Annotated in this window: 21 protein-coding genes; 9 read left to right on the forward strand and 12 right to left on the reverse strand. The window is 64.7% G+C overall.

What is annotated here, in order from left to right; genetic code table 11:
* Window positions 1-135: 135 nt before the first annotated feature.
* Both LDH66_RS01560 and bioD read left to right on the forward strand, forming a co-directional pair.
* Window positions 136-1,359: an aminotransferase class I/II-fold pyridoxal phosphate-dependent enzyme gene (locus tag LDH66_RS01560; RefSeq protein ID WP_226479328.1), complete on the forward strand. Its 1,224-nt coding sequence runs from the start codon at window positions 136-138 to the stop codon at window positions 1,357-1,359.
* On the forward strand, window positions 1,356-2,063 hold the full coding sequence (gene bioD / locus LDH66_RS01565) for a dethiobiotin synthase (RefSeq protein WP_226479329.1): 708 nt from the start codon (window positions 1,356-1,358) through the stop codon (window positions 2,061-2,063). Before LDH66_RS01560 ends, bioD begins: the two co-directional genes overlap by 4 nt.
* A 17-nt stretch (window positions 2,064-2,080) precedes the next feature.
* Here the strand turns inward: bioD and LDH66_RS01570 are convergent, their stop codons facing one another.
* From LDH66_RS01570 to LDH66_RS01585, 4 genes are all read right to left on the reverse strand, one after another.
* Window positions 2,081-2,278: a hypothetical protein gene (locus tag LDH66_RS01570; protein WP_226479330.1), complete on the reverse strand. Its 198-nt coding sequence runs from the start codon at window positions 2,276-2,278 to the stop codon at window positions 2,081-2,083.
* Window positions 2,279-2,435: 157 nt separating this feature from the next.
* Window positions 2,436-3,941 carry a replication factor C large subunit gene (locus LDH66_RS01575; protein ID WP_226479331.1) on the reverse strand — a complete coding sequence of 502 codons (1,506 nt, stop codon included), beginning with the start codon at window positions 3,939-3,941 and terminating at the stop codon, window positions 2,436-2,438.
* A 113-nt stretch (window positions 3,942-4,054) separates the two neighbouring features.
* Entirely contained in the window at window positions 4,055-4,318 is a 264-nt protein-coding gene (locus tag LDH66_RS01580) for a HalOD1 output domain-containing protein (RefSeq protein WP_226479332.1), read from the reverse strand.
* A gap of 95 nt (window positions 4,319-4,413) precedes the next feature.
* Entirely contained in the window at window positions 4,414-5,061 is a 648-nt protein-coding gene (locus LDH66_RS01585; protein WP_226479333.1) for a helix-turn-helix domain-containing protein, read from the reverse strand.
* A 265-nt stretch (window positions 5,062-5,326) separates the two neighbouring features.
* Here LDH66_RS01585 and LDH66_RS01590 point away from each other — a divergent pair, with 265 nt between their 5' ends.
* Together LDH66_RS01590 and LDH66_RS01595 are read left to right on the forward strand one after the other, a co-directional pair.
* Complete coding sequence (locus LDH66_RS01590) at window positions 5,327-5,779, forward strand: response regulator (protein WP_226479334.1); 453 nt, start codon at window positions 5,327-5,329, stop codon at window positions 5,777-5,779.
* Between the two features lie 251 nt (window positions 5,780-6,030).
* Window positions 6,031-7,545, forward strand: a complete 1,515-nt coding sequence (locus LDH66_RS01595; RefSeq protein WP_226479335.1) for a glutamate-cysteine ligase family protein — start codon at window positions 6,031-6,033, stop codon at window positions 7,543-7,545.
* A gap of 105 nt (window positions 7,546-7,650) precedes the next feature.
* Here LDH66_RS01595 and LDH66_RS01600 read toward each other — a convergent pair whose 3' ends face one another.
* Both LDH66_RS01600 and LDH66_RS01605 read right to left on the reverse strand, forming a co-directional pair.
* On the reverse strand, window positions 7,651-8,598 hold the full coding sequence (locus LDH66_RS01600; RefSeq protein ID WP_226479336.1) for a hypothetical protein: 948 nt from the start codon (window positions 8,596-8,598) through the stop codon (window positions 7,651-7,653).
* Between the two features lie 277 nt (window positions 8,599-8,875).
* Entirely contained in the window at window positions 8,876-10,243 is a 1,368-nt protein-coding gene (locus LDH66_RS01605) for a hemolysin family protein (RefSeq protein WP_226479337.1), read from the reverse strand.
* Window positions 10,244-10,600: 357 nt separating this feature from the next.
* On the opposite strand from LDH66_RS01605, the gene LDH66_RS01610 reads away from it, so the two are divergent.
* Window positions 10,601-11,350, forward strand: coding sequence for a competence/damage-inducible protein A (locus LDH66_RS01610; protein WP_226479338.1), 750 nt, complete (start codon window positions 10,601-10,603; stop codon window positions 11,348-11,350).
* An 82-nt stretch (window positions 11,351-11,432) separates the two neighbouring features.
* Here the strand turns inward: LDH66_RS01610 and LDH66_RS01615 are convergent, their stop codons facing one another.
* Window positions 11,433-12,077: a metal-dependent hydrolase gene (locus LDH66_RS01615; protein WP_226479339.1), complete on the reverse strand. Its 645-nt coding sequence runs from the start codon at window positions 12,075-12,077 to the stop codon at window positions 11,433-11,435.
* 147 nt (window positions 12,078-12,224) lie between these two features.
* Between LDH66_RS01615 and LDH66_RS01620 the strand changes: the two genes are divergently transcribed.
* Complete coding sequence (locus LDH66_RS01620) at window positions 12,225-12,935, forward strand: helix-turn-helix domain-containing protein (RefSeq protein WP_226479340.1); 711 nt, start codon at window positions 12,225-12,227, stop codon at window positions 12,933-12,935.
* 222 nt (window positions 12,936-13,157) lie between these two features.
* Here the strand turns inward: LDH66_RS01620 and gcvH are convergent, their stop codons facing one another.
* Together gcvH and gcvT are read right to left on the reverse strand one after the other, a co-directional pair.
* Window positions 13,158-13,541 (reverse strand): glycine cleavage system protein GcvH, encoded by a 384-nt coding sequence (gene gcvH, locus LDH66_RS01625; RefSeq protein ID WP_226479341.1) that lies wholly within the window; start codon window positions 13,539-13,541, stop codon window positions 13,158-13,160.
* Window positions 13,541-14,668: a glycine cleavage system aminomethyltransferase GcvT gene (gene gcvT, locus LDH66_RS01630; RefSeq protein WP_226479342.1), complete on the reverse strand. Its 1,128-nt coding sequence runs from the start codon at window positions 14,666-14,668 to the stop codon at window positions 13,541-13,543. The genes gcvH and gcvT overlap by 1 nt, the downstream gene beginning before the upstream one ends.
* Before the next feature lie 195 nt (window positions 14,669-14,863).
* On the opposite strand from gcvT, the gene LDH66_RS01635 reads away from it, so the two are divergent.
* Window positions 14,864-16,345, forward strand: a complete 1,482-nt coding sequence (locus LDH66_RS01635) for an aldehyde dehydrogenase family protein (RefSeq protein WP_226479343.1) — start codon at window positions 14,864-14,866, stop codon at window positions 16,343-16,345.
* Window positions 16,346-16,444: 99 nt separating this feature from the next.
* Here LDH66_RS01635 and LDH66_RS01640 read toward each other — a convergent pair whose 3' ends face one another.
* Window positions 16,445-18,073: a S8 family serine peptidase gene (locus LDH66_RS01640; protein ID WP_226479344.1), complete on the reverse strand. Its 1,629-nt coding sequence runs from the start codon at window positions 18,071-18,073 to the stop codon at window positions 16,445-16,447.
* Window positions 18,074-18,347: 274 nt separating this feature from the next.
* Here LDH66_RS01640 and LDH66_RS01645 point away from each other — a divergent pair, with 274 nt between their 5' ends.
* Entirely contained in the window at window positions 18,348-18,818 is a 471-nt protein-coding gene (locus LDH66_RS01645; RefSeq protein WP_226479345.1) for an NYN domain-containing protein, read from the forward strand.
* Between the two features lie 288 nt (window positions 18,819-19,106).
* On the opposite strand, the gene LDH66_RS01650 is transcribed toward LDH66_RS01645, so the two are convergent.
* Window positions 19,107-19,379, reverse strand: coding sequence for a DUF7513 family protein (locus LDH66_RS01650; RefSeq protein ID WP_226479346.1), 273 nt, complete (start codon window positions 19,377-19,379; stop codon window positions 19,107-19,109).
* Complete coding sequence (locus LDH66_RS01655; protein WP_226479347.1) at window positions 19,376-20,947, reverse strand: Na+/H+ antiporter NhaC family protein; 1,572 nt, start codon at window positions 20,945-20,947, stop codon at window positions 19,376-19,378. Before LDH66_RS01655 ends, LDH66_RS01650 begins: the two co-directional genes overlap by 4 nt.
* Window positions 20,948-21,175: 228 nt before the next feature.
* On the opposite strand from LDH66_RS01655, the gene LDH66_RS01660 reads away from it, so the two are divergent.
* A complete protein-coding gene (locus tag LDH66_RS01660) occupies window positions 21,176-22,027 on the forward strand; it encodes a TatD family hydrolase (RefSeq protein ID WP_226479348.1) in 852 nt (283 codons plus the stop codon).
* The last annotated feature ends 83 nt before the right edge of the window (window positions 22,028-22,110 follow it).

Genomic DNA, 22,110 nt, shown 5'->3' on the forward strand with positions numbered 1-22,110 from the left:
TCTCGTTTCGATGCAAGACCATCCACGATACCCGAGCCCGCCGCGTATCGACTGGCTCGAGCCGCAGATACGCCGAATCGGCCGAGCGATCCGAACCGTGAGAGTCAAACCGTGGCGCTGAGACCGTTTAGCCGAATGGCCGACCGCGGGTTCGACCTCGAGGGCCGACTCGAGACCCTCGAGGAAAACGACTTGAAACGCGCCCTCTCGCCCGTCGATCGGGTCGCCGAGCGCGGCTACTTCGCCGAGCCCTCGGGCGGCGAGTTACCCGTCCTCGACGCGGCGGAGGCGCTGGTCTTCGCTTCGAACAACTACCTAGGACTGACCGACGACCAGCGGATACAGGACGCGGCCAGACAAGCCGCCGCGACCGTCGGCACGGGTGCCGGCGCGAGCCGACTCGTCACGGGCGACACGATGGTCCACCGCGATCTCGAGCGCCAACTCGCCGAGGTCAAGGACACCGAGCGCGCGCTGGCATTCTCGTCGGGGTACGCCGCGAACGTCGGCACGATCACGGCGCTCGAGCCGGACGTCGTCTTCTCCGACGAGTTGAACCACGCGAGCATCATCGACGGCTGCCGACTCACGGACGCCGAGACGGTCGTCTACGACCACTGTGATGCGGCGAGCTTGCGATCGAAACTGGAGGACCGAGCCGAGCGGGCGGCTCGAAACGGCCGCGAGCCGGCCGACGAGTCCTGGCTGATCGTCACCGATTCGGTGTTCAGTATGGACGGCACCGTCGCGCCTCTCGAGGCGATCTGTGACGCCGCCGAGGAGCACGGCGCGTGGGTGATGGCCGACGAGGCCCACGCGACGGGCCTCTACGCGGACGGCGGCGGCGTCGTCCAGGCGGAGGGGCTCGAGGACCGGATCCACGTTCAGATGGGGACCCTTTCGAAAGCGTTGGCGAGCCAGGGCGGCTACGTCGCCGGCAGCGCGGACCTGATCGAGTGCATTCTCAACGACGCGCGCTCGTTCGTCTTCTCGACCGGGCTCGCGCCGCCGGCGGCCGCGGCGGCGAGCGAGGCGCTCCACGTCGCCCGCCACGGCGGTGTGCGAGAGGAGCTCTGGGAGAACGTCGCCCACCTCCGCGACGGGCTCGAGTCGATGGGGTTCGAGGTATGGGGCGACTCACAGATCCTCCCCGTGATCGCGGGCGATCGGCGGGACGCGATCGCTCTCGCCGACGGGGTCCGCGAACGCGACGTCGTCGCGCCCGCGATTCGACCGCCAACGGTTCCGGAGGGAAGTAGCCGCCTCCGCGTAGTCCCGATGGCCACCCACGACCGGAGCGACATCATCACCTGCCTCGAGGCGTTTCGCGCCGCGGGCGAGGAGGTGGGTCTGCTGTGAGCGCCGAGCGGCCGATCGCCGTCGTCGGCACCGGAACGGGCGTCGGAAAGACGGTCATCACGGCCGGAATCACCCGTCTCCTCCGAGAGGAAGGCTACGACGCGCGGGCGATCAAACCGGCCCAGACCGGGCACCCGCCCGACGATGACGCGGGATTCGTCGCCGCGGCCTGTGACGATCCCGCGGCCGCGACCTGTCCTCGCTATCTCGAGCCGGCGCTCGCGCCGCGCGTCGCGGCCGAGGTCGCCGAGGAAGACCTCGAGTACGAGGCGATTCGTGCGGCCTGCGAGCGCGAGATCGAGTCGACCTCGGTCCCGATCGTCGAGGGGATCGGCGGCCTGCGGGTCCCGCTGGCCGGCGATCGGGAGGTGATCGACCTCGTCGCCGACCTCGAGGCCGCGGCGGTCGTCGTCACGCGGTCGGGGCTGGGCACGCTCAACCACACCGCGCTCTCGGTTGACGCGCTTGAGGACCGCGGAATCGACGTCTGCGGGATCGTCGTCAACGAGTACGCCGGCGAAACCATCGCGGAACGCACCAACCCCGACGAACTCGAGCGGATGACCGGCTCACCCGTCGAGACGGTCCCGCCGCTGGACGGGACTGAAATCGGTGGAGATACCGAACCGCGTGCCCTCGCTGCGGGCGTCAGCGATGCGCTGTCGTCGTCGTTTCTCGATCGACTCCCGGTAGAAGATCGCTGATCCGTTTTCGCACTCGATCAGGCGGACGGTGCCTGTGGCTCTTCGTCGACGGTCGTCGACTCGTGATCGGACGAGATATCGGTCACCGCCGCGTCGAGTTCGACCAGATAGGAGACGACTTCCGATTTCCGGTGTTTCACCTCGAGGTGGACGCGAAGGTCGTTGCGGTCGTCGTACGTCTCCGAACAGAGCGGGCAGCTATGTGGGTCAGTCATTCGGCGGGTCACCAAGAGTCACTCTCACCGTTCATCGACGTAATAGTGTCGATCATTCAATATATAGACATATTTTGGGGATAGAAACCGAACGCAGGTCTCTCGATCCCCTGAGCCGCCGAGCCCTCGAGTCGGCGCTCCGACGCTCGGCGGGGCGTCACATGAAGTCGCTCAGGCCGGACTGATCGTCGTCGGGTTCGTCGGTCGATGCCGTCCCGTCCGCCGCGGCTTCGGCGTCGTCGCCGTCGTCCGACGTCGTCGCCGTGAGCGCCTGCTGCTCGCTCGAGTCGTCGGCGTCGTCGCCGCTCTCGTCGGTCGCAGCGGTGACTGTCTCACCGTCGCCGCTCGACCGATCGGCCTCGAAGAAGGCGTCGCCGGAGTGCTCGACCGCTTTCTCGGCTTTCAGTTCGTCGGCGTCTTCGACGATCGACTGGACCTTGTTGGTATCTTTCCCGCTACCGGTGACGAACGAGACCTCCGATTCGTCGAGGTCGTAGGCCGCGGCCATACGGACGGTCAGATCGCGGTTCTTGCAGTGGTGTGTCATCGCCGAGAGGAACGGCAAGATCTCTCGGCGGGCCGTGGCGACGCTCGCACCCTCTCGCTCGGCGATGCGTTCGGCGATCGAATCGCGGGTATTCCGCGTCCCCTTGGTGCGACCGAGTTTCGACCAGTAGCTCGGCGGGCCGTACCGGGTCCAGCCGCCCTTGTCGCCCCGGCGCGAGGCGGCGACGCCGGCGGTCATGTTGTCCGTCGCGTACCGCCAGTAGGAGTAGTTCTGTGTGGCCCGAACGCGACCGAGCCAGCGGTCGGCGTTCGAGAGGAACTCGTAGGCGTCGGCCAGTTCCGCGCCCTCGTAGTCCTTCGGGACGTTGTCCTCGATCCAGTTGAGCAGATCGTCGGGCGTCTCGTCGACGTCGTAGGAGGCCCGCAGTGCGCCCTCGGCGTCCTTCTCCTTGATAAGTTCGTCGAGGAAGTCGAAGATCCCCTCGGTGGTGTCGCGCTCGCTGGTCACTACGTCGTCGACGGTCAGTCGCTCGGCCTCCTCGGCGACCGCCTGCAAGTCGTTGACCGCCGACCGCAGGTCGCCGCTGGTCGACTCGGCGATCTTCTCTAAGGCTTCCTCCTCGAAGTCGATCCCCTCGCGGCGACAGATGTCCCGCAGGACGGGGACGATCGAGCGCTTCGACACGTCGCGGAACTCGATCGTCTCACAGGAGTTCCGCAGCGACTGACTCATGTCGTAGAACTCGTTCGCGACGAGAACGATCGGCTGATTCGCGTCCTTGACGACGCGGGTAACCTCCCGCGAGCCACCGTAGTCGGCGTTGCCGTGGAAGTTGTCCGCCTCATCGAGGATGACCAGCCGACGGCCCGCTTCGCCGGCGGTGAGCGTCCCACTCTTCGCGGCCTCGCCGGCGACCTTCTCGATGACATCTGCCCCCCGGCTGTCGCTGGCGTTGAGCTCCATCACTGGCCACCCCATGTCGGCGGCCAGCGCGTGGGCAGCCGACGTCTTCCCGACGCCGGGGCTGCCGTAGACGATCACCGACTTCCGGTGGTCGTCCCAGCTCTCGGCCCACTCCTCGAGCTCGTCGCGGGCCTTGTTGTTGCCGCGTACCTCCGACAGCGTCGTCGGGCGGTACTTCTCGGTCCAATCCATATATTTCTACTCGGTGCGTGCCGCGTTTAGTGGTTGCGGAGCCAAAAACGCTCCCGACGGAAGTCAGAGTGAAGGCGTATGTTATTAGTTGGACTATGGACTAGCAGAAAAAGCTAGTTCGGCACCCTTTCCGCATCAACGAAAATAGTTCCATCGGCGCGGATCACGAGATGGGAGTTATAATAGTCGAATTCAACAGCACCTTCGCTCAATTGAGAAGAGAGTGTGTTGAGGGCTTCTGGGTTGACTCCTTCGTTGTACAGCGAAGGAAGAGCCATAATGGATTCATCATGGAGAGCGGCAACGATCCGAAGAACGGCCATCGTTGTGGTCTCCGATTCATCAACCGTATACACGTACTTGTTGACTTCGTCCATCGTGAACCAACTAATCTAGTAGGACGGGTAACGAACAAGATTCCATGTGGAATGGGACTATAAGTGCTCACGCTGGCAATCAAACGAAGCCTCTCTTATTTCTCAGGTGGAAGTAATGATTCCCTGATAAGGTTTCGGGTTCCGCGTCGGAGACGCGCAGAGACTGCACGATGTGAGATATCGAACTCCTCACCGAGTTCTTCCTGTGTGGTTTGCCTCGGTTTCTCGTAGTAACCTTCTTGGTAGGCTGCTATCAACGTTTCTCGCTGTTCCGATGTTAATGACTGCAAATTACTTTCCACTAGTTCTGTAAGATCATAGATTCGCTTCAACTCAATGGGAATTCCTTGCTCTTCGAAAATTTCCTGAAAATCATTAAACGTATCCTGTTCTTGCGTTCGAACTTCGAAACGCCAGTGTTCAGACGTGCCGGTGGCTTCGATGATGGTCGCATCCAGACGTTTGATTCCTCTGATTAGTTTTGCATTCGGAGCCCATTGAGCCTGAAACAGGGCTCCGTTTTCAACGCGGGCTAGTAATTGGACATGCGAGATATCTTGTTCTGTTTCAGCATCCTCTATAAATACCTCTGGATCACACCCCAAAATCCAAAAGAACGGTAACGCTGACTCCTGCGTCGGGACGATTCGCTCAACTTCAATTTCCGCGTCTGGTGTTGCTACGAGTGTATCTCCGAATGGCAATGCCTCCGCCGGAATTGTGAACTCAGCGACGACACTCATGGTTCGGTCTTCAACGCGTTCTTATAAGGCATCTGGGGGGTGAGCGTTGGCTTGGTCATCCTTCCTATTGACATCTGTCTGGATATCAGGAGTTACAAAGTTGCTATCAGACCAGAGCGTTCGTACTCATATAGACCCCTTCCACATGGAATTTCCAACGTCATCCGTCTGAAGAACCCATCATACTGTTGACGGTGCATTTACCACTACAGAACGAAATCCGGCATAATCCATCTACTGAACTATCATCAATGGTGTCTCTCCTATGAGCGGCCAAAGCCGCAATGAACCCTTTGACATCCTGCTCGTCGAGGACAATCCTGGAGACGTTCGTCTCACACAGGAGGCGTTCAAGGAAGCAGAACCCACTATCTCGCTTCACGTGACCATGGATGGTAACGAAGCACTTGAATTCCTGTTTCAGCGAGGGAAATATGAGGGAGTCACCTATCCGGATCTCGTGCTGTTAGATTTGAACCTACCGAAGAAAGACGGCCATGAAGTTCTCAAGGAGATCAGAGATGAGGAAGAATTAACGCCAGTTCCTATACTCGTATTAACTAGTTCTGAGACTGAAGAAGACGTACGAGAAAGTTACGAGTTAACCGCAAACGCGTATCTTACTAAATCGGCCGATCCTGACGAGTTCGCCTCGTTGATGCAGTCAGTTGCGGACTTTTGGCTCAGATCTGCCCAGCTTCCACCAGTTCCAGCGTAATTTGAAACGGTTTGATTATAGCTCCGAGCAGATTCGGCGGTACATCAATTTGGGGTCACAATTCAGAGACTTCTCTGTCCAGTCGGTCATTGGGAACTGATTGGTGCGAGTCGCGTTTAGTGGTTGCGGACTCGTCGGCTATCGCGACGTTTCCCCTCTCCCGGCAGCACCGACGTTCGTCGGCGGGTCGTGTGACCTCGAACGACAGGACCGACCCTACCTCTAAGCGACTGGACCGCCTTATTCCGATGATGGCGGCGTTCATCGACCTCGTCGCGCGGTCGCTCAGCGACGAGGCACGCAGCGAGTTCGATCGTCGCGTCGACGAGCAGGCTGCCCGTCTCACCGATGCCCTCCGAGCGGGCCGACTCGACAGCCCCGGCTTCGGTCTCGGAATCGAACTCGAGGCCTACGCGATCGACGAGGACGGCCGACTGGCTCGAGTGCCCGACGCCGTCTTCGAGAGCCGTTGCGAGAAGGAACTCGGCGTGCACAACGTCGAGCTGCACACTGATCCGAGCCCGTTCGACGGCGAGGGAATCGCGGCGCAGGCGGCGGCGCTCCGCCGCGATTACCGGACCGTGCAACGGGCCGCCGAGCGAGCGGGACTCGAGATCGTTCTGGACGCGATGTGGACGACACCGCCGCCGGAGGGCAGTGACGACTACCTCACGGACGGCGACGAGAGCGAGGGAATGACGGTCGCGGAGAACATGACGCCCTCACCGCGATACTGTGCGATCGACAACGACGTTCTGCAGCGAACCGGAGGATCGATCACCCTCTCAGTGCCGGGCCTCGAGCGGGCGTTTCCGTCGATCCTGTTCGAGTCGCTGGCGAGTTCGATCCAGCCACACGTTCAGGTTCCCGATGTCGACGCGTTTCCTCGCTACTACAATACCGCCCTGCGGACGCTCGGTCCGGTACTCGCGTTAGCGACGAACTCGCCCCTGCTACCGCCGGACCTGTACGATATCGACGATCCGCATCGCTTGCTCGAGGACACGTATCACGAACTCCGAGTTCCCGTATTCGAGCAGTCGATCAACCGGGCGTGGGAGAAGGTTCGCTTCCCGGACGGGATCGAGAGCGCGACAGATACCGTCGACAGGCTCGTCGACGATCCGACGTGTGCGCCGTTTCTCCGCGAGTGGCTCGCGGACGGCGATCGCGAGACGTTCGAGGACCGGTTCTGGGAACTCGACCACAAGCGCGGGACGTACTGGCGGTGGCTCCGCGCCGTCATCGGCGGCCAGCCGGTCGATCGGGGCGACCGCTGGTCGATTCGTCTCGAGTACCGTCCGTTACCCACCCAGCCGACGATCGCCGAGAACGTGGGGTTCCAGCTGTTGGTCGCGGGGCTCGTCCGCGGTCTGTGTGTAGCCAATCATCCGCTCCCGGCCCTCGAGCAAGATGCAGCGGAACGGAGTTTCTACGGTGCGGTCGAGGACGGGATCGACGCCGACCTCGCGTGGGTCACCGCCGACGGTGATCGAACGACCGACTCGGCCGAGATCTACGAGGAACTCTTCGAGTTCGCCCGTCGGGGCCTCCGCGAGCAGGGCGTTTCGTCGGACGCCATCGAGGGATATCTCACACCGCTCGAGGCGCGCTGGAGCGAACGGACGACACCGAGTCGGTGGAAACTCGACCGCGTGGCCGACCACCTCGAGGCGGGCGAGCGATTCGACGACGCGGTCTCCGAGATGCAAACCGAGTACATCCGTCGGGCCGGGACCGACGACCCGATCGTCGAGTGGTCCTGAATCGGTAAAGATCGGCCACCGACCGATCGGTCGCGCGTTTCAGGCTGTAATCGGCGAGCGGCGCGGTTCGGGCTGTAAATCGGAGATCGGCGCGGTTCGGTGGTCTCAGTTCGTTCCGTAGACGAGCACGGATCGTTCGGCCGCGTCGTCGTCCGACTCGATGCGGACGGGAAACTCCTGATCGGTATTGACGGGCGGCGTTTCGTATCCCGTCGTGAGCGTCGTCCGCTCGCCGGCCTCGAGGCTCACTGCCTGCCGTTCGACCCGTTCCGAACTGTGACCGACGATCAGCACGAGGTCCTGTGTGCCGTCGGCCCCGCCGGTGTTCTCGATCGTCGCGCTCACCTCGAGGAATTCGCCGGCGTCGATCGGCGTGTTCGTCTCGAGACTCGATATCTCGAACGTCGCGCTCGCTTCGTCGGCAGTGTCGTCGCCACCGTCGTCGGGTTCGATCTCGCGCAGGCACTCGCGACCGTTCGGGTTCCCGTGCGTGGAACCGCCCGTGAGATAATCCTCTCGCTCGGTCGTGAGCGACGAAATGACGGTCCCGTCGCTGCCGTACTCGGGAATCTCGACGGTTATCTCGTCGGCCCCTTCCTGAACGGCCGAGGTATCACTGATCTCGAACACGACCGTCCCCGAAAACGGTGCGGCCACGTCTTCGCCGAACACGACCCCGTCCTCTATCATGGTGTTTCCGTACAGCCCGTCCTCGTAGAAGTCCGTGCTCGCGAAGGCGACGTCGTCCGCTTCGAACGTCCCCGTAACCTCTGCTCGAGTACAGGAGGGGAACGTCACGGTTCGCTCCGAACCAGTGCTCTCGTCGACGGATTCGTCGCCGGTCTCCTCGGAATCCGTCTCAGTCTCGGAATCCGTCGACGAATCGGTCTCGTTGCCCGTCTTCTCGGCGGATTCATCTGTCTCGTTCTCGGTAGCTAAGTCGGTTTCGCTGCGTGACTCGTTCGTATCGTCTGATTCAGTAGAATTCATGTTGAGACATCCCGCGAGACCGAGTCCGATACCGGAGACACCGATGAATGCCCGACGTTCCATACCCGGTCGAAGTATATCTCACGACATAAAGATGTCGAATATATGTTATGTCTGATTACAGTCATCGATTCGTGAGTGAACGTCTGCAACATCGAACCGTCGTCTCGAGACCCGAGACTCCGCGTGGTACCGGCCGACTGGGTCCCTACTGATCGCGGCATCTCTACGGATGAGACTCGAAAATGTCTCCGGGACGAAATGAGGGAAAATTCGATTCGGGCGATCCGGCAGCCGAGGCCTCAGCGAAAAGAGGAGCGGTGAATGGGCTCGGCGACGGTCAATCGGACGACCCTTCGGCCTCCGGAACGGCCTCGCTGACGGTCACCCGCGAGATGCGAGTTCCCTCCACGTCCTCGACGGTCAACTCGTAGCCGCCGGCTTCGATCGAGTCGCCGACTTCGGGCGCGCGACCGAGACGGCTCAACACCAGACCGCCGATAGTGTCGAACGCATCGCCTTCGAATTCGGTTCCGAGCGTCTCGTTGACGTCTTCGAGCGGGACGCCGCCGTCCATGGCGTAGCGGCCGTCCGGGAGTTCGTCGACCGAGGGTTCCATCGACGCGACGTCGAACTCGTCCTGGATCTCGCCGACGACCTCCTCGATGACGTCCTCGATGGTCAGGATGCCCTCGAAGGCACCCCACTCGTCGATGACGACGGCCATCTGGACGTTCTGTTTGCGGAACTCCGCGAGGATACTGTCGATTCGACGGGTCTCAGGGACGATGAGGACCTCTCGAGCGAGGTCGCGAGCGGTCGGTTCACCGGCCGGTTCGTCGCCCGCGTCGTCCCCGTCTGCGGCCTCGATGGCCTGAAGGACGTCCTTCGCGTGGACGAACCCGATGACCGGTTCGTCGGCATCCTCGTCGACGACGGGGAACCGCGTGTAGTTCCCGCTGGCGGCGACGCCGCGGAGTTCCGAGAGGGGCATGCCGGCGCGGACGGTGACGACGTCCGGACGCGGCACCATGATCTCGCGGGCGACCGTCTCGCCGAGGTCGAAGACGGATTCGACCATCTCGACTTCGTCCATGTCGACGGCTCCCTGTTCGCCGGACTGGGCGACGATCCGGAGGATCTCCTCCTCGCTGTGGCTCTCGTCGCGTTCGGAAGCCGGCGCGACGCCGATGAGCCGCGTGAAGAAGTTCGCCGTCCCGTTGAACACGATGATCCCGGGGATGAAGATGTAATAGAAGAACTTCATCGGCGCGGCGACCAATAGCGCGATCCGTTCGGCGTCCGCGATAGCGAGGGTCTTCGGCGCGAGCTCCCCGAAGACGACGTGCAGGAACGTGATGATGCTGAACCCGATCACGATAGAGACCAGGTGAAGCGTCCCAGCGGGAAGCACCGGTCCCAGTACGGGCTCGAGAAGCGAGGCGATGGCCGGTTCGCCGACCCACCCCAGCCCCAGCGAGGCGATCGTGATACCCAACTGGGTCGTCGCGAGGTAGTCGTCCAAGTTCTCCTCGGCCTCCTGGACGAGCTTCGCCGACGACCGCCCCTCCGCGACGAGCTCTTCGATCTGCGTCGGTCGGATACGGACGTACGCGAACTCCGCGGCGACGAAAAAGCCGTTCAGGAAGACCAGGAAGAGGGCGAAGAGGAGTCGCCCGAACGAGAAGGCGAGGTCGACAGCTACCATCGACCCCACCCCGGTCGCCGCGAGGGATCTCGCGTCATCGGTATCGCGTCCGATCCGTCTCGCGTTCGATCACCGATTCGCTCTCCCACCGCGGCAGCGCCAGTGGGTCGACGGATATCGCTTGGCGACGGGGACACAGCGGGCCGCTCGTCGCCGGTGAAGACTTCCATACGGCCACTTGGCACAGGACTTACAAAATCGTGGCGCTGGCGACCGACGACGGGCGGCGGTTCGGACGGCCTCGAGCGCGTTTCGAGTCGGATTTGCGGTTCCCGGTGACCACTCACGCGGTACCGTTCCCTCTCGACTGACGACCGGAACCCGAGCCGATAACTGGCCGGGCGTCGAACCCCGGCTATGAACGTCGCGATCGTCACCGTCGGCGACGAAATTCTCGCGGGATCGACGACCAACACCAACGCGTCGTGGCTGGCCGAGCGGATCACCGACCGAGGCAGCACCGTCCGGCGAATCCTGACGATTCCCGACGACCGCGACCTCATCGCGGACTACGTCGACCGCTGGAGCGACGCGTTCGACGCCGTGATCGTCACTGGCGGCATCGGCGGCACCCCCGACGACGTGACCGTCGAAGCCGTCGCCGACGGCTTAGAGCGCGAGTTCGTCGTTCACGGAGAAATCCGAGAGCGACTGGTCGAGAAGGCGGCCGCGTTCCGGGACGAGAACCCGGACATGGTCGAGGAGTACGACCTGCAACTCGACATCGATGCGGCGGCCTCGATCCCCGAGGGCGCGACGCCGATCGTCACCGACGAGGGGTGGGCCCCGGGCTGTATCGTCGAGAACGTCTACGTCTTCGCCGGCATTCCCGACGAGATGAAAGCGATGTTCGACGCGGTCGCCGACGAATTTCAGGGAGCGTCGACCGCGGAAACGCTGTACACGCCGGCACCCGAGGGATCGCTCCACGAGGCGCTCGAGGGCGTCACCGAGCGCTTCGACGTTTCGGTCGGCAGCTATCCCCGGAGCGAGAACCGCCCCGGTCGGATCCGCGTCTCGAGTACCGATCCGGAAACGGTCGAGGCGGCGATCGCGTGGCTCCGCGAGCGGGTCGAGACGACTGCACCGCCGGCCGCGAGCGAGTAGCCGTCCGTCCCGCTGGCCCCCACAGCGACACGGCCGAACCGCCGACCGCGGCCGATTCGCCGATCGCATTGGCCCGCTACTCTCAGTCGGTTCGCCGGTCTTCGACGATTCGAACGAGCACCGTTCCGAACCCGGCGACGACGAGCACGAACCGTTCACCGGTCGCCGCGATGGGGAAGATCCGCTCGACGGCGGTCGCCGGCTCGTCCCGCGCGGGATCGAACCCGGTTCTGTAGTGGGTGTTCTCGGTGGTTCCGCGGACCGTCGACTCGGCCAGGGTTCCGGCGTCGAGTTCGACGAACGTCTGGACGAGGCCGCGCTGATCGGTCACGAGCAGCGATCCCGACAGGTCGTAGAACCGGTCGTGGAGCGGCCAGAAGAGGTTGACGCCGTTGAAGAAGGCGTCGAACAGAACGTGTGCGAAGAGCACCCCGGCCAGACTGGCCCACGCGACGCGGTGACCGTAGGTCCCCCACCGCGCTCGGAGGACCGATTCCTCGCGGATCGCACCGTCCCACAGCAACGCGGCGGCGGGGACGACGACGATCCAGACGTTGTGTAACGCCGCGCGATGCGTGCCGGGGACGACGATGCCGATCAGCGTATCGAGATCCATGAGGGCGGCACAGCCCATCACGAGCAGGATCGCGCGGGTATCGAACTCGTCGCCGAGCAGCGCGACCCCGAGCAAGCCCGCGAACGCGACGTGGACGACGGTCGATGGCACATTCCGCGGACTCGAACCGGGAGGGCTTGATTGTTTGGACCGTCGAACCGCGAGCGCTCGCCGCTCGAGTCAGGATCGATTACCGCCTCGCCTGACCGGGCGGTCGGTCTCCGGTAGCTACTTGGCCCGACCGGGCGACCGTCGGGTATGAGCGGACGCGGACCGAAACGGGAACTCGCGGAGAAGATCGCCGGGGAGATCACGCTGAGCGAAGACCCCGGTGCCACGCTGCGCAAGTGGCGAACCGACTTCGACGTGTCACAGACGGATCTCGCGGCCGAACTCGAGGTCTCGTCGTCGGTCATCTCCGACTACGAGAGCGGTCGCCGCGAGAGCCCCGGCATCGGCGTCGTCGGACGACTCGTCGACGGGCTGCTCGCGATCGACGAGCGCCGCGGCGGCGAGCGCATCCGGCAGTACGGCCGGGTCCTCTCGGCGGGCTTTGAGAGCGACGTCGTCTACGACCTCCGAGAGTACGCCACGTCGCTCCCGCTGCGCCGGCTGTACGACGACCTCGAGGCGACCGAAGTGGCCTCGAGCGGCACCGAGCAGGTCAGCGGCCACACGGTCATCGACAGCATCGAGGCGATCACGCGCCTCTCGAGCGAGGAGTTCTTTCGCCTCTACGGCCAGAGCACGAACCGCGTCCTCGTGTTCACGAACGTCACGCAGGGCGAGGGCGTCGGCATCGCGCTGCGAGTGATCAATCCGACGCCGAACGCCGTGATCCTCCACGGGCTCGAGGAGGAGGACCTCTGGGATCACGCGAAGGAACTCGCGCGCATCGACGGCTACTCGCTGGCCGTCACCTCGGCCCCGCTCGACGACGTGCTCGAGCATCTTATGACGCTTGAGTAGGATCCCCCGGTTCTTTGCTGCGGTGTTCGGGTCGCCTCCTGTCGAGAATATTTCCGTCTCACGCGTCTCGCGTGTCTCGCTCGCGTTCGGCCCCCTCTCGAGCGGGCGAGCGCCTCGGGAGCGGGGAAGGCGAGAGAGTGAGAGTCGGCGGGGAGCGAACGACGGAACGGCGCGATCGCTACGGAACTGAGAGGGAATCAGAATCGAAGACGGAACCGCAGGTCAGGCGATCTGGTCTTCGTACTCGTCAGCGGTCAGCAGGTCCTCGAGTTCGTCGAGGTCGTCGGCCTCGATCTCGAGCATCCAGCCCTCGCCGAAGGGGTCCTCGTTGACGAGTTCGGGGGCGTCGAAGAGGGCCTCGTTGATGGCCGTGACCTCGCCGCCGACGGGCGCGTAGAGATCGGAGACGGCCTTGATCGATTCCACGACGCCGAACTCCGCTTCTTGGTCGAGTTCGTCGCCCTCGTCGGGGAGTTCGACGAAGACCACGTCGCCGAGTTCGTCCTGTGCGAAGTCGGAGATGCCCACGCGGACGAGGCCGTCGGTCTCGAGTGCCCACTCGTGCGATTCCAGGTACCGTCTATCGTCGGGAACGTCGAAGCTCATTATACTGTGTCGATGAAAGGTGTGGTTTCGACTCTCGCTTTCTTCGATTGACCGCGGACGACGACCTGCAGGGTGGTCCCCGGCTCCGCGTACTCGACCGGCACGTACCCGAGGCCGATCGGCTGCTCGAGGGTCGGGCTCATCGTCCCGCTGGTGACGGTGCCGATCACCCGGCTCTCGGTCGTCGTGATGTCGTAGCCGTGTCTAGGGACGCCGCGGTCGATCAACTGGAAGCCGACGAGTCGCTCGTCGACGCCGGCCTCCTCGATCGCCGCCAGTGCGTCCCGGCCCACGAACTCGGTCTCGAGCGCGACGGTAAAGCCGATGCCGGCCTCGTATGGCGTCCGCGGGTTCGAGTCGGGGTGGAAGTCCTGTCCGGCGAGCAGCAACCCGGCCTCGATGCGGAGCGTATCGCGTGCACCCAACCCGCAGGGTTGACAGTCGAACGCCGTCCAGATGTCCGTCGCCGCCGCCCAGGGAACGATCAGTTCGAAGCCGTCCTCGCCCGTGTAGCCCGTCCGGGCCGTCCAGCAATCGACGCCATCGATCGCCGCGTACCGGGCCTCGAACCGGTCGAGGTCGGCGACGGATTCCGCAGTGACGCCCTCGACGATGCCGACCGCGTTCGGCCCCTGCACGGCGAACATGGCGTACTCGTCGGTCCGGTTGTCGACGGTCGCCTCGAGACCCCACTCGTTGCGGTAACTGATCCACCGTTCGTGGGTCGCCTCGTCGGTGCCGGCGTTGGGGACGAACAGGTACGTCGCGGTGGCGTCGCCGTCGCCGCGGGATTCCGGCGTCTCGCCCTCGTCGGGCAACCGATAGACGACGGTGTCGTCGATGATGATCCCGTCCTCGTCGGTGATCGCCGCGTACTGCGAGTCGCCGACTGCGAGCCGGGAGACGTCGTTCGAGGTGAGCCGCTGCATCAACTCGGTCGCGTCGGGGCCGGTGACGTGAATCTGGCCCATATGCGAGACGTCGAAGATCCCGACGTCCTCCCGCACGGCCGCGTGCTCCGTCTGAATCGAATCGAACTCCACCGGCATGTCCCAGCCGCCAAACTCCGTAAACTTCGCTCCGCGCTCGTCGTGAATCCCACGTAACGGCGGCGTCTGAAGCGGCATAGTCGGCATATCTCCCGCGGTGTAGTAATGTCTTTTCGTCGGCTGACCGCAACGATGCGCCCCCTCACGGGTCGACGGTTCCACGGCGAACCGATCCCCACAGCCGCTCTGATAACCGATTTCGGTTACAACGGCGGTTCCTATCGTCTCCGGTTGCCGAAAACATAAGCCCGAAAATAACGTATCGAGCGTCGTATGAGTACGCCAGCACTCGAGCCACAGGCCGACTGGAGCGAGCTATACATCGACGGCGAATGGCGCGACGCCGCGAGCGGTGAGACGATTCCCGTCGAGAACCCCGCGAAACAGGAAGCGTTTACGGCGGTGCCGGCGGCGACGGTCGATGACGTCGACGCCGCCTACGAGGCGGCCGAGGCGGCCCAGCCCGAGTGGGCGGCGACGCCGCGCGAGGAGCGCGACGAGATCGTCGAGAACCTGTTGGACGAACTGAACGCCCGCTTCGAGGAGATCGCCGGGCTGCTCGCGACGGAGGCCGGCACGCCGGGCTACCGCGCCATGGGCGAGTTCGCCACCGCGACCGGCGACGTGGAGATGGCCCTGGACCTCAAGCCCCCCGAGGAGGAGGTCCGCCCGTCCCCGTCGGTCGACGACAAGGACAACCACATCGTTCACGAACCGGTCGGCGTCGTCGGCATCATCTCGCCGTGGAACTTCCCGCTGCACCTCTCCCTGCGGGCGCTCGCGCCCGCGATCGCGCTGGGGAACACCGTCGTCCTGAAGCCGGCGACGAACACCCCGATCACGGGCGGGCTGCTCATCGCGAAGCTCTGTGAGGCGGCCGGCGTCCCGGACGGCGTCGTCAACGTCGTCACCGGTCGGGGCTCGGACATCGGCGACCGGATGACGAGCCATCCGATCCCGCGGGTGATCTCCTTTACCGGGTCGACGGCCGTCGGTAAGGGCGTCGCGGAGAACGCCGGCCAGAGCCTCGCCCTGCCCGCCCTCGAGCTCGGGGGCAACGCGCCCTTCATCGTCACCGACGAGGTCGACCTCGAGCGGGCCGCTCGCGCCGGTGCCTTCGGCTCGTTCTTCCATCAGGGGCAGGTCTGCATCTCGATCAACCGCCATCTCGTCCACGAGGAGCTGTACGACGAGTACGTCGATCTGCTGGTTGACCACGCCGAGTCGCTCGTGATCGGCGATCCCTCCGAGAACGAGGACGTCACGTTCGGTCCCGTCCAGAACGAGACCCAGCGCGACGACATCGTCGGATTCGTCGAGGACTCGCTCGAGGCGGGTGCCACCCTCGAGACGGGCGGCGAGGCCGACGGCCTGTTCGTCGAGCCGACGGTCCTCTCGGACTGTACTAACGACATGCCGACGGCCTGCAACGAACACTTCGGCCCGGTCGCACCCGTAATCCCCTTCTCGGACGACGAGGAGGCCATCGAACTGGCAAACGACACCGAGTACGGCCTCTCGGCGTCCGTCTTCTGCGAGGACGAGGAGCGGGCCCGCGCGCTCGCCGACCGGGTCGAGGCCGGGATGGTCCACATCAACGACCAGCCGATCAACGAGGACCACAACGCGCCCTTCGGCGGCGTCAAGCAGTCCGGTCTCGGCCGCTACCACGGCGAGTGGATCGTCCGCGAACTCACCGAGCCTAAGTGGATCTCGGTACAGGGCGAGGAGCGCGATTACTTCGTCTTCAAATAACGCACCGCGGCCGACTGCAGGACTCAGCGCCGCGACCGGTCCGCGGTTCGAGTCCGATTTCGCGGAGTCGGCCCGCCGGCGGGATCCGGCTTCGCTTCGCTATCGCCCGCGTTCCTCGAGCCGCAGCGTGTACTCGCCGCTCCCGCTGTTAGCGTGGACCTGGAACCGGAACGACTCGTCGCCGTCGAGCGAGAGCGTGACCGACGCCGTCGTTCCCGATCCGGACGCCGCCTCGTCGTGGCTCCATCTGGTGGGTTTGCTGCCGTCGGTGGTCAGGTAGAGATCGAAGTCACCGCTGTGCGGCCCCTCGAGCGAGACCGTAATCGAACAGGGGTCGTCGGTGTGCAGCGAGTAACTGTACCGATCGCTGTCGCCCCACCAGCCGCTGCCGTCGAGTTCGTCGCTCGCGCTCGCGGTGATCGTCTCGTCGCCGCACTCGCCGGTCGACTCCTCTTCCTCTTCGCCCGCGCCGCCGCTGCCGTCGGAGAACGGATCGGTCTCGATCGCTGCACCCGCGTCGACGCGTCCGTACCCCTGCTCGTCGTCGGTGAGGCCGACATCGACGGCGGTCGATCGGAGGTGCTCGCGGAGTTCCGTCCGCGAGAGGTCGGGGTAGGCCGAGAGCGCGAGGCCGGCCACGCCGGAGACCACCGGCGCTGCCATCGACGTGCCCGACATTCGCGAGTAGTCGTCACCGGTCGCGCTCGAGACGAGTCGGCTCCCCGGTGCGGCGAGTTCGATCGCCGGACCGGTGTTCGAGAAGGAGGCGATCGAATCGTCGCTCTCGACGGCCGAGACGGCGACGACGGTGTCCTCGGCGGCCGGCGAGTAGACGCGGTCGTTCCCGTCGTTGCCGGCCGCCCCGACCAGCAAGACGCCGCGATCGGCCGCGTACTCACAGGCCGACGTCATCGTGTCGTAGGAGCCGTCGACGCCCAGCGAGAGGTTGATTATATCGGCCCCCGCGTCGGCGGACCACTGAATGGCGTCGGCGATATCGGAGAGCGATCCCACGCCGTTCTCGTCGAGCGCGCGGACCGAGAGGAGCGAGCAGTCGCTGACGCCGGCGTGGCCGGTCCCGTCGTCCGTCCCGCCGGCAGCGATCCCGCCGACGTGAGTGCCGTGGTCCGCGCCGCGGGCGGGATACGGATCGCCGTCATTGTCGATGAAGTCCTCGCCGATCCGGTCGTCTATCGAGCCCTCGAGCGCGGGGTGGTCGTACTGAATCCCCTGGTCGACGACGGAGATGACGACGTCTTCGCTGCCCTGAGTCGTCTCCCAGGCCGTCTCACAGCCGATCTGCTGGGGGGCGTGCTGAGAGTCGTAGTAGGGATCGTCCGGCTCGAGCAGCGACTCGATCGTCGCGTTGGATTCCGCGTACTCGACGGCGGGCGAGCTAGTGATGGCGTCGATGAATTCGTCTCGGGCGCGATCGGGCGCGTCCGAGGGGAAGGAAACGACGGCGTAGCGGATCGATTCGTTCGTGTGAACCACGTCGGCATCGCCGGGGACGGCGGCGCGCGCCTCAGCGGCCACGTCCGCGGCCGACGATGAGATACCGACTAGGATCTCGTCTTTCTTTGGCCCCGGTTCGCGGCTCGGGGTCGCGGTCGCGACGCCGCTCGAGCCGATCAGCCCGCCGACGGCGATCGAACTGGCACCGGTCAGGATCGATCGACGGTCGTACGTATGATCGGCGGCGTCGTCCGGAGGGCCGTTCTGTGTCATGGGACGACAGTCACGAATACCTGAAATTAGTAAACTCTTATCGAACTCGAGATTGTTTATATCCGAAAATATCGACAGCTACTGGTAGGAACTGAACAGTAGAGGCACTTATACCGAGAATATGTGCAGGCCGGTGCTGAAAGAGCGGTATCGACCCCGAGAAACGGGTCTCCCGTTTCCGGGACAGAGACCGGAATCAGTGCGTTCGGGTCACCGCGGGACGGCACCGTCGCGTTTCGTCACATCTATCTCGCGGCCCCGGGAATCCCGGAGTATGTTCGACCGCGTTCGCGCCCGTCTCGCCCAGTTCGGCGACGCCGAGTCCGATGCAGAGCCGGCGGTGGGCCTGTTCGTCGACGGGCCGAACGTCTTCCGCGACGAGTTCGACGTCGACCTCGACGATCTCCGCGATACGGCTCGCAGGCTCGGTCGCGTCGGCGTCATCCGACTTTACCTCGACGAACACGCCACGCCCGGCCTCATCCAGGCCGCCGAAGCGCGCGGCTTCGAGGTAATCATCACCAGCGGCGACGTCGACGTGAAACTCGCCGTCGACGCGACCGCGCTCGCAGGCGACGGTACCATCGACCAACTCGCAATCGTCTCCAGGGACACCGATTTCAAACCCGTCCTCGAGTACGCGGGCACCGTCGGGGTGGAAACGATCGCGATCGCACCGGGCTCGCACGGCCGCTCGGACGCCCTCCAGAACGCGGCCGACGACGCGGTCACGCTCGACCGCTGAGCGCCGCCCAAACCGACGTATCGGCGCGTCGGCTGTTCGCCGAAGGGTTCAAGCTGTCTCCTCTTTTGCGGGGGTGTGTGCCGTTAGCCACGACGGGCGATCCGGGCCGAGCGGACAGACCGCCGACGGAGTGAGGGACTCGAATCGGAGAGCGGACTCGAGGCGCTACGCTCGAGCGTGGAGGTTCGTAGCCCCGTCAGGGGGCGACGTTTTCAGTGGCGCTGTCGTCGCGTCGCGCCGACTGAGTCCCGCGAAAAACGAGCGTCGGTTCCGATCCGGAGCGGAGCGCTATTCGGCGTAGGAACTCTCGCCGACGACCGCGACCAACTCGCCGCGACCGCTCGCGGTGGTCTCGTCGAACTCGGTCACGCGAACCCGGACCTGCTTTTCGACGGTCTCCGGCCCGGCGCCCTCGACGACCAGTTCGGTGTCACCGATGTACGCGCGACCCGACGTGCCGTTCGATTCCGCGACGAAGACGTCGATCTCGCGTCCCACCTCGAGCGCCGGGCGAGACGTCCGGAACCGCCAGCCGGTGAGGTACTTGTCGAAGAGGCTCATACGCGAGCCACCTCCTCGGTCTCGCGGTCGGTAACGTACTCGCGACCGAAGCCGGTCAGCGCGGCGACGACGAAGACGGCGACCAACAGCCAGCCCTGGAAGACGAACGGAACGACGTCGATCGGCGTGACGACCATCGACTGCTCGAACCAGTCGTAGTCGCCGGGCAGTTGCTGCATCGCCCCGTAGGCGGCGAGGACGCCGCCGGACCACGGGAAGATGTAGCCCATGGCGGCGGTCTGGCCGTCCAAGATATTCGCCCGACGGTAGCCGTTCAGGTTGAACCGCTCGCCGATCTTCGAGATGTAGGGCCCGATCGCGACCTCGGCGGCGGTGTTGATCGTGATGATCGCGTTAATCAGCGCCGCGGTCCCGACCATCGTGAGTTCGGCGTTGCGGACGTTCGTCGCGAGGTTTTCGATGGACCACTCGAGCAGCACCTCGAAGGCGCCGCCGCGGATCATGATCTGGGCCGCGCCGATGATTAGGAGGACGAGGATCGAGAGTTCGAGGAACCCCGATACGCCGCTCATCAGGCTCCCGGTGACGCCGACTGCGTCGGGGTCCTCGACGACCGTGAGGATCGGCAGGGGCTCGAGCGGCGGGGCCAGCGGCGCGTCCTCGGGCGCGTTGAACATGACGATATCGCCGAGGCCAGCCAGACCGAAGACGAGGTTGAAGGCAATCGCGATGACGATCCCCCACGAGATCGCCTCGACGATGTGGCGGCCAGCGACGGCCGCGCCGATTACGGCCAGCATCGAGATCACGTGGACGAGACCGAGGGCCTCGCTGCTCTCGAGGAAGATCTCCTGGGCTTCCGCGCCGATCTCGAGGCCGTCCATCGCGCCGCCGGCGACGACGTAGCCGACGAAGGCGATGACGGCGGCGATGATGACGTACTTGAACCGCGAGGCGACGACGCCGCCGATGTCGGCGTCCTGCGTGACGGCGCTGACGATCGTCGTGTCGCTGACGGGTGCGAGGTTGTCGCCGAAGATCGCACCGGAGAGGATCGCGCCGAACAGCAAGACGGGGTTCGCACCGAGTAACACGCCCGCTGGGAAGAACAGGCCGACGAAGGCGACGCTCGCGCCGTAGCCCGTTCCGATCCCCGTCGTGAAGACGGCGGCGAGGACGAACGTGATCGCCGGGAACAGCGCCGCACCGACGCCGGCGGCGTCGGCCAGCCAGACGAGACCGCCGACGAAGCCGCCGTCCTGTAACAGCTGGGCGAACATCCCGGCCCAGATCCACGCCACGATGGCGGTCACCGCGACGGGCTGGGTCATCCCCTCGAAGATCGTGTTGGCGTAGGACTGCCAGTTCCCCCGGACGAAGAACATCCCGAGGATCAGCCCGACCAGGATGCCGACGATGAGGCCGCCCGTATCGCCGATCCGCCAGAGGGCGGTCTGGACGATAGCCCACACGATGAAAAACGCGATCGGGAACGCGCTCATCCCGCGGCCGCCGTAGAACTCGACGCGGGGGCCGTCCTCGGTCTCCCCGCCGATGAACTGGTCGGACGGGTCCTCGCCGGCCGGCGCTCCTCCGTTCTCGCTCATGGTCGATCACTCATACTGAAACACACTCGTGCTAATCGGATGAATCATAATAACTATTGTTGACAGAACTGGTTCAGTGAGGAAATAATTCGATATCGATCCCTTCGCCAGTAGGGCTGACGACCGTCATTTACCTATCGAATCGATCCCTCGGTATCGGTCGGACGGTCGGGGTCGTCGCTCGCCGGGATCGGAGAACTTTCCAGCGACACCCGCCCACTGTCGAGTATGATCGACGATCGGCCGGTGCTGGACGACCACCTCCATCTCGACCCGGACAGTCATCGGGGCATCGACGCCGTCAGAGATTTCGCCCGCGTCGGCGGCACCCACCTGCTCGTGGTGAACAAACCCTCCTGGCACCTCGGCGTCGAGGCCGAGACCGGCGAGGACTTCCGCGAGGTGTTCGAGCGGACCATCGAGATCGTCGACGAGGCCTCGAGCGAACTCGAGGGCCGCGCGTGGCCCGTCCTCGGCGTTCACCCGGGACTGATCTCGCGGCTGGTCGACGAGCGGGGCTTTTCGCCCGACGAGGCCCGCGATCTCATGCAGGCGGGAATCGACATCGCCGCGGAGTACGTCGAGTCGGGCGAGGCGCTGGCACTGAAATCGGGCCGACCTCACTACGACGTCGACGACGACGTCTGGACGGCCTCGAACGCGGTCATGTGCCGCGCGTTCGAGCGCGGGGCCGACCTCGAGTGTGCCGTCCAACTGCACGCCGAAGCCAGCGAGGACATGACCGAGGTGGCCGACTGGGCCGAGGACGCGGGGCTGCCGTCCCACCGAGTCGTCAAACACTACGCTGGCGGCCGTCTCGAGGGGCCCACGCCGAGCGTCATGAGCGACAAGGATCGCCTCGAGACGGCCGCCGAGCGCGGCGAGCCGTTCCTGATGGAGACCGACTACATCGACGACCCCGATCGACCGGGGGCCGTGCTCGGCCCCAAGACGGTCCCGCGGCGGGTCCGGTGGCTCCTCGAGAACGAGTACGACGAGGCGGTTCGGATCGCCCACGTCGAGACGCCGATGCGAGTCTACGGCATCGACACCGAGGCGACCCTCGGGCGGGACGGGTAATCCCTGATTACGATCGCTCGAGCGACGGCGATATCGACGGAGATGCGCCGATCCGGGCCGCGAGCGGAGTCGTACGCGGATCG

The organism is Natrinema amylolyticum (assembly GCF_020515625.1).
GTDB lineage: Archaea > Halobacteriota > Halobacteria > Halobacteriales > Natrialbaceae > Natrinema > Natrinema amylolyticum.